This is a genomic window from Pseudooctadecabacter sp., from assembly GCF_965657175.1.
GTDB lineage: Bacteria > Pseudomonadota > Alphaproteobacteria > Rhodobacterales > Rhodobacteraceae > Octadecabacter.
Map to the genome: position 1 here is coordinate 20,458 of NZ_CBFHNH010000027.1, position 6,719 is coordinate 27,176.

At 56.2% G+C, this 6,719-nt stretch carries 10 protein-coding genes; 3 read left to right on the plus strand and 7 right to left on the minus strand.

Translation table 11 applies throughout. The annotated features are described in order from the left end of the window. Window positions 1-4: 4 nt before the first annotated feature. Genes ACTG36_RS15720 through ACTG36_RS15730 form a run of 3 tightly spaced genes read right to left on the minus strand, consistent with a single transcriptional unit; the run spans window position 5 to window position 2,450 of the window. Window positions 5-1,720 carry a sensor histidine kinase gene (locus ACTG36_RS15720; RefSeq protein ID WP_375280483.1) on the minus strand — a complete coding sequence of 572 codons (1,716 nt, stop codon included), beginning with the start codon at window positions 1,718-1,720 and terminating at the stop codon, window positions 5-7. Next, window positions 1,717-2,277: an RNA polymerase sigma factor gene (locus ACTG36_RS15725; RefSeq protein WP_375280484.1), complete on the minus strand. Its 561-nt coding sequence runs from the start codon at window positions 2,275-2,277 to the stop codon at window positions 1,717-1,719. Before ACTG36_RS15725 ends, ACTG36_RS15720 begins: the two co-directional genes overlap by 4 nt. Continuing rightward, on the minus strand, window positions 2,274-2,450 hold the full coding sequence (locus ACTG36_RS15730) for a NepR family anti-sigma factor (RefSeq protein WP_375280485.1): 177 nt from the start codon (window positions 2,448-2,450) through the stop codon (window positions 2,274-2,276). The genes ACTG36_RS15725 and ACTG36_RS15730 overlap by 4 nt, the downstream gene beginning before the upstream one ends. Before the next feature lie 93 nt (window positions 2,451-2,543). Between ACTG36_RS15730 and ACTG36_RS15735 the strand changes: the two genes are divergently transcribed. Further along, window positions 2,544-3,356, plus strand: coding sequence for a response regulator (locus tag ACTG36_RS15735; RefSeq protein ID WP_375280486.1), 813 nt, complete (start codon window positions 2,544-2,546; stop codon window positions 3,354-3,356). A gap of 76 nt (window positions 3,357-3,432) precedes the next feature. Here ACTG36_RS15735 and ACTG36_RS15740 read toward each other — a convergent pair whose 3' ends face one another. Both ACTG36_RS15740 and ACTG36_RS15745 read right to left on the minus strand, forming a co-directional pair. Beyond that, complete coding sequence (locus ACTG36_RS15740) at window positions 3,433-3,930, minus strand: Dps family protein (RefSeq protein WP_439142883.1); 498 nt, start codon at window positions 3,928-3,930, stop codon at window positions 3,433-3,435. Window positions 3,931-3,988: 58 nt separating this feature from the next. Beyond that, entirely contained in the window at window positions 3,989-4,315 is a 327-nt protein-coding gene (locus tag ACTG36_RS15745) for a hypothetical protein (protein WP_375280488.1), read from the minus strand. 103 nt (window positions 4,316-4,418) lie between these two features. On the opposite strand from ACTG36_RS15745, the gene ACTG36_RS15750 reads away from it, so the two are divergent. After that, entirely contained in the window at window positions 4,419-5,147 is a 729-nt protein-coding gene (locus tag ACTG36_RS15750) for a Crp/Fnr family transcriptional regulator (RefSeq protein WP_375280489.1), read from the plus strand. 56 nt (window positions 5,148-5,203) lie between these two features. Here the strand turns inward: ACTG36_RS15750 and ACTG36_RS15755 are convergent, their stop codons facing one another. Then, complete coding sequence (locus tag ACTG36_RS15755) at window positions 5,204-5,419, minus strand: DUF2945 domain-containing protein (RefSeq protein ID WP_375280490.1); 216 nt, start codon at window positions 5,417-5,419, stop codon at window positions 5,204-5,206. An 80-nt stretch (window positions 5,420-5,499) separates the two neighbouring features. Further along, complete coding sequence (locus ACTG36_RS15760; protein ID WP_439142886.1) at window positions 5,500-6,354, minus strand: formate/nitrite transporter family protein; 855 nt, start codon at window positions 6,352-6,354, stop codon at window positions 5,500-5,502. A gap of 131 nt (window positions 6,355-6,485) precedes the next feature. Between ACTG36_RS15760 and ACTG36_RS15765 the strand changes: the two genes are divergently transcribed. Further along, window positions 6,486-6,719: mechanosensitive ion channel family protein (locus ACTG36_RS15765; RefSeq protein WP_439142888.1), on the plus strand; the 234-nt coding region annotated here is incomplete at its 3' end.

A 6,719-nucleotide genomic window follows, 5' to 3' on the forward strand; every position in this document is an offset into this window, starting at 1 on the left:
GCGATCAGTAGTCGTAGGGTGCGGACTGGGGGGTCACGACGTCAAACGTGACATCGATCCGGTAGTGCCCTTCGGGTTCGGACACCGTCAGGGTGCCGTTCAACTGGGCCACAAAGGCGCGGATCAGCTGACGGCCCAAACCGGTGATATGACCCGCCGCAGGCGCGCGGCTGCTTTCGGGGCCGGTGGTATTTTCAATCGTGAGGGCCACTTCGCCAGTCGGCGCCCGTTTAAGGCGCATCGAAATCACCGGCGGTGTGCCCCCGATGTATTTGACCGCATTGCTTAGACATTCGGACACCAACATCGTCAGCGGCACCGCCTGATCGGGGAAAATCACAATATTATCAAGATCAAGGTCAATCGCGATGGTCCGGTCGGTGGCTTCAACCAAAACGCGGCTTTGATCGACAAGCTGCTGGATCAGGTCCGCCGCATCAAGTTCGGTCAGCGTTTCCGTTTGATAAAGCGACTGGTGCACCTGCGAGAGGCCCAGAATCCGGTCCTGCACCTGTGACAGCGACAGGCGCGTTTCGTCCTCTTTGGCTTTGCGGATCTGCATGTTCATGATGGAGGAGATGATCTGCAGGTTGTTTCTCACCCGGTGGTGGACCTCTTTCAGCAAGATCGACTTTTCGCGCAGCTGATCCTCCATCGTGGCCTCATCACGCAGGATTTTCTGGGCCATTCCGCGGAAGGTGACGTCAAGATCTTCAAGCTCCACTGACAAATTATGGTGTGCGGGGGCCGAAAGCGCCCGGTTTTCAGCGAAATCGCTCATCCCACGGTTGAGGTCCTTGATCCGGTCGACCACGAAACGGTCAATCACGAACCACGCCACAAACAGGCTGGCAAGCCACATCATGAAGGGCAGTAAGGTGCTCAGGAACGGGGAGATTTCAGTGCCGGTGGCCGTCTCACCGGCGGTCCACAGGCCAAGGGCATAGGCCACATCGGGGATGATTGGCACCACAGAATAGGAGATGTCCCGGCCTGACCGGCTGGTGGCATCAAAGGTGCGGGCATAGCCGGTGGCAAGTTCGGTGAGGGGTATGCCTGTCGGCAAAAGCGCCTGCGCCAGTTGGCGGTCGTTTTCTGTGGTCAGCAAATCCCCGTCCGTGTTGAAGGTAATCAGGGTAATGGGTTCTGCTTCGGTGAAGAAATCCGGTTCGGACACGACATCGTCTAGGGGCACGGACACGGTGACAAAACCATCCAGATCGTCTTGACCCCAATGGGGTTGTGCGAAGATCAGCACCGTCTCACCCGAGACTTGGCCGCTCATGTTCAAAGTCAGACGTTGTCTGGGATTTTCGACCATCTCCTTGAATTCATCCAACTGGGAGAAATCGACGGTCTGATTGGCGGTTGAACAGGTGCTGAGCCCGTTAATGTCGATGAAGCCGATAAACGCGAACCCGCCTGCGGTGCTTGCTTGGTGCTGCAGGGCTTCGGAACATCCAGTCGGGTCCTGCAACAGATAATTAATGGTTCCGGCAAGGGCCTGAGCTGCGCCAAACGTGCGTTGGATTTTACGTCGCTCACCAGAGGCCGCCTGTTCGGTCAAAGCCAGCAGCGTCAGGTCCGCACGCTGCTGGATTTCTGCGTTCAGCCGCTGGTTCTGAATGACTCCAATAATGCCCAACGGCACCAGTGCAAGCGTCAGGAACAAAAGGATGCGGGCCGTCAGCCGCCTGTGCAGGACGACCTTGTCCGTCATCTCAATGCGCCATTCGCCCGTGCTGCAACGACAGCCATCGTGGCACTGTCCGTCAGTTCCATGGCATCGTCGCCTGACAGATGCATCAATTCAGCGAGTTTCGCGCGGCCGCGATTAACGCGGCTTTTGATCGTGCCCACGGCCACGCCGCACATCTCCGCTGCCTCATCGTAGGCAAAGCCGGAGGCCCCGACCAAAATCAAAGCTTCGCGTTGTTCATCGGGCAGTTTTGCAAACTCACGTTGAAAGTCCGCCATCTGCAAACGTCCGTCATGATCGGGCTTTTGCGACAGGCTTTCGGTAAAGACGCCATCGACGTCCGCCACTTCGCGTTTGGCTTTGCGACGGTTCGAATAATACGTGTTCCGCAGAATGGTGAAGAGCCAAGCGCGCAAATTTGTGCCCGGTTCGAACATATCAATTTTTGTCCATGCTTTCACGAGGGTGTCTTGCACCATATCGTCGGCTGTGGCTGAATTTCGGGTCAAGGACATGGCAAAGGCCCGCATCGCAGGTAGGTGATCGACCAGCTCGTCCCTTGGGTCAGACGCGCTCATGTAGAGTCACCACTGTCCGCATTCCCTGAGGAATTATCCTGTGATTTCAATTGCTTCAGTAGGTCTTTGAACCGATCGGGGACCTCCTGATTGAGCATATCATCATATACCCTCTTGAGGTTTGCGTTGATCGCATCATCATCGCCCTTATGCTCGCCGCCATTTTGCGTCATGTGTTCGCTAAACCTTTGAATGGGTCAAAAAATTTAAAGTCGTCGGGAACCAAACACCGTTTGCCGCGTTTGGTTCCATAAAATTTGTAGGGGATGTCAAAAATGACAAATGCGGAAGACTTCACATCAGCTGTCAGTACAGCGCTTCCATATCTGAGGCGATATGGTCGGGCGCTGACGGGTGATCAGTCAACCGGGGACAAATACGCAGCCGCCGCCCTTGAGGCACTGCTGTTGGACCGTGAAACGGCCACACAAGCGAGCAGCGTGAAAGTCGGTTTGTTCAAGGTTTTCCATTCATTGTGGAAAAGTTCGGGCGCGCCGGTTGGTGACAGTGAAACCGGTTTGCGCGCCACCGCGCAGCGTCATTTGTCACGTCTGACCGAAAACACCCGTGAGGCGTTGTTGCTGTCCACGATCGAGGATTTCAACCTGTCCGAAGTGTCGGAAATCATGCAGATCGATGGATCAGAGGCGGAACACCTTGTGGGTCTCGCCCGCACCGAAATGGAAGACGCAATTTCCGGCAGTGTGATGATCATCGAAGACGAGGCCATCATCGCAATGGATCTGGAAACTGTTGTGGCCGATATGGGGCACCGCGTCACCGGCATCGCCCGCACCCGTGACGAGGCGAACGCCTTGGCCAAGGCGGACAAGCCCGATCTGATCCTCAGCGACATCCAGCTGGCGGACAATTCGTCCGGCATTGATGCGGTGAATGACATTCTGGCGGATTATGGCGGCATTCCTGTGATCTTTATCACAGCCTTCCCTGAACGACTGCTGACCGGCGAACGCAAAGAACCAGCCTTCCTGATTTCCAAGCCTTATTCCGAAAATCAGGTCCGGTCTGCTGTCAGTCAGGCGATGTTCTTTTCGTCAACAGAAACGCTGTCGTCCTAACGTTTCCATATTTGTCTGTCCCAACAAAAAGCCCCGCCAAATTGGCGGGGCTTTCTTTTGGTCACGCAGCGAGGGTTCAGGTCTTCGCAATTGCGCGCAACATCCACGCGGCCTGTTCATGAAAAGCGCTGCGTTCTGTCGCGAGGTCCTCTGTCACCGGATCTTTGTGCTCACCCGCCAATTCGACCAATGCGTGCAGGCGGTGGGCGGCACGTTCGTGATCGGACGCCAGAATCTCGCACATCTCACCGGCGCTTGGCAGGGCCTCTTCGTCCTGTACGACGGAACGGGACAGAATATCCGCCATCGCATGGGGGGCAAATTGACCCAAGGCGCGGATGCGTTCGGCCAGCTCGTCAGCCGCTTTGAACATGTTTTCGTACTGCGTCTCAGTCAGGTTGTGGATCGAATAGAACAACGGACCTTCCACGTTCCAGTGGTAGGTGTGGGTCTTGAACAGCAGGCGGTATGTGTCGGCCAAAACGTCGGACAATCCACCGGCCAGCGGTTTGACATCGCGGACGCCGGATTTCACGGGATTGGTTTCGGGAACGACTTTGAGTGCGTCGGTCATGGTAGGCTCCTGTGTTGAATGTTCGGTATTCAACGTCGCGGCCCGCCCTTGGGTTCCGTCAGTGATCTGCCAACATCTCTTCCACATGTCGTGCCAACATCTCACTCGAAAACGGGCGTTGCAGATGCCTCACCCCGTCCAAAGGCCCACCGCTGGGCGTGGACAGCTGCGGCCCCGTGCTCAGGATTTGCGCCCCCTGCGCCAGCCAAGCCGTTAGGTTTTGACGATCAAGCGCGGTGTCGATGATCAACAGGTCGCCGGCAATATCTTCAACCTCTGACAGGGTCGTCACACAGCTCACCGTCACGCTCTCCATCAGTGAAATAAGCGTTTCCTCCATATCTATCCGAACAATCGGATCATGTTCCACGATGACAATAAGCACTGCGCTGCCTGTTGTTGGTTACGACGCTCTTGCAGCCCTTATGGAACCCTTTGCCGGTTCAAGCATTAAACTGTGACATACCCTCCCAAAGAAAGGATGCATCTTGTCTACGAAGTGCGAGACGTGCCCGCTGCATAAAAGTCCCCTTTTTGAATATGTGCCCGAAGATCAGCGAAGGCTGACACAACGATATAAATCTGGGGAATTACGGGTCGATCCCGGAACGCCGGTGATGATGGAAGGGTCCAACGCACCGCAGCTTTATACGGCCCTGCGGGGCATGGGATTACGTTATACGACACTCCCCAATGGGGAGAGACAGGTTATCAATTTTATCTTCCCCGGTGATTTTATCGGCCTTCAGGCGGGGATCGTTGGGGAAATGCATCACTCCGTCGAAGCGACGACCGCAATGACCTTATGTGTGTTTGACCGGTCCGAGTTTTTCAGCTTTTTCAAATCCAACCCCGAACGCGGTTTTGACATCACTTGGATGGCCGCCGTGGAGGAGCACTTTTTGGGCGACAGCCTTGCGACCATTGGCCAGCGCACCGCTTTTGAGGCCGTGGCTTGGGCGCTTTATAAATTGTTCCAACGGGGGGAGGCTTTGGGCCTTGTGAACGCCGCACAGATGCCTTTGCCCTTCCGCCAACAGGATTTGGCCGATGCTCTGGGCTTGTCGTTGGTGCACACCAACAAGACCTTGGCCAAACTCCGGTCGCGGCAGCTTGCTTCATGGAGCGAGGGACGACTTCAGGTGAACAGCCTGCGCGATTTGGCGGAAGCTGCCCAGACAGAGCACAAGCCGCTGGAAACACGTCCGTTCTTGTAGACCTGCGCCGCAAAGGGCGCGCAATCGGGGCCGCATCACGCGGCCCCGCGTCTTGGTCAGGCGGCGGACAGTTCGCTGCCGGATTTCAGAACTTCGTCACCGTCCTCTTGTTCGATCTTATAGGCGGGGTCATCGTCGGACGCATCGCGCGTGACCTCTGATCCTTTGATTTTGAGGGTGATCTTCTGGGTGTATTTCTGCACGACCTTGCCGGTTCCGGTGCCATTGCCCCAGTTCCATTCGACTTTGTCGCCTTCGCTATACTGTGCCATGTCAGGCCTCCTGTGGTTGCTTGCCCCTCAACGACACAAGACAGGACAGGGTTCCGCATGGGGCACCAAGGGGGGCAGGGCTACAGGTGGGGCGGGCCGGACATTTCGTCTTTGACCTGTCCATAAGCCATGATCGAAAAGATCGCCGTGCCGCCGATGATGTTGCCCGCCAGCACCGGCAAAAAGAACGATCCCAGAGCGGTCGTTACTCCCATTTCGCCTTGTACCAGCAGATAGGCCATCTCAACCGATCCCGCGACGATGTGGGTGAAATCACCAGCGGCAATCAGCCACGTGAAGACGATGATCACAAAGAACGCCACATTTTCAGCCTGTGGCAGCATCCAGACAATGGCGGCAATCAGGACGCCTGCGGGACTAGCGCGGAAAAAGGCCTCTGTGGGGGTGAACCCCATGGCATGGCGCGACAGTTCCAATAGGGCAGGGGTCAAGTCATCGGGCAAGGCAGGGGTGAACACGTAAAGCGACGCCACCAGAAAGGCGCCGATGACATTGGCGCCGAGGACCAGAACCCAAACCCGCCCCAAACGGCCCAGCCGGTGCAGGGTCGGGCCATGGATGATGGGCAATACCGTGGTGATCGTGTTTTCTGTGAACAACTGCATACGGCTGAGGATCACAATCAAGAACCCCAACGCATAGCCGAGGTTTTCAACCAGATACCGCGACGGTGTGTCGGGCAGATAGGTCCTGAAAATCGCCTCACCCACAACGGAGAAACTGATCATGATGCCTGCGGCGATCCCCGACCAGATGAGGGACCGCGTCGTGCGGGACAATTCCTCCTCCCCGTCGCGGCGGATGATTTCGTAGATCAGTTTCGGGGCGAGCTTGGCCGCATTCTCAACCGAATTTTCCTCAACCTCATCTTCGATCGCGACCGCCGTGTCGGACATGTCTTTGTGGCTGGCCATCGCTGATTTCCTTATAATTTCAAGGACCAACGCACGGTGACGCGATTGGTTGCACATTTTTTATTTTTCTTGGAACCAATGCCGCGGTCCGCGCGTTTGGTGCCGAATTTGAATATGGATCGGAACATTGGATGGAAAACCTCGACGGGATCACAAGCGACGTGTCGGGCTGGTTCTCAAGTCTGTTTAATGCCGATATCTATAACGGGCAGTCCCTGTCTGACCTGCTAACGCTTGAGGCGATCATGACCCTTCTGGGGTCGGTTGCCGGTGCGATCTTCATCCTGATCTTGGGCTTTGTGGTCGCCGGTTTCGTATCGCGCCGCATCCGCAACTTGGGCAAGGCGCACAAAAAGCTTGATGAT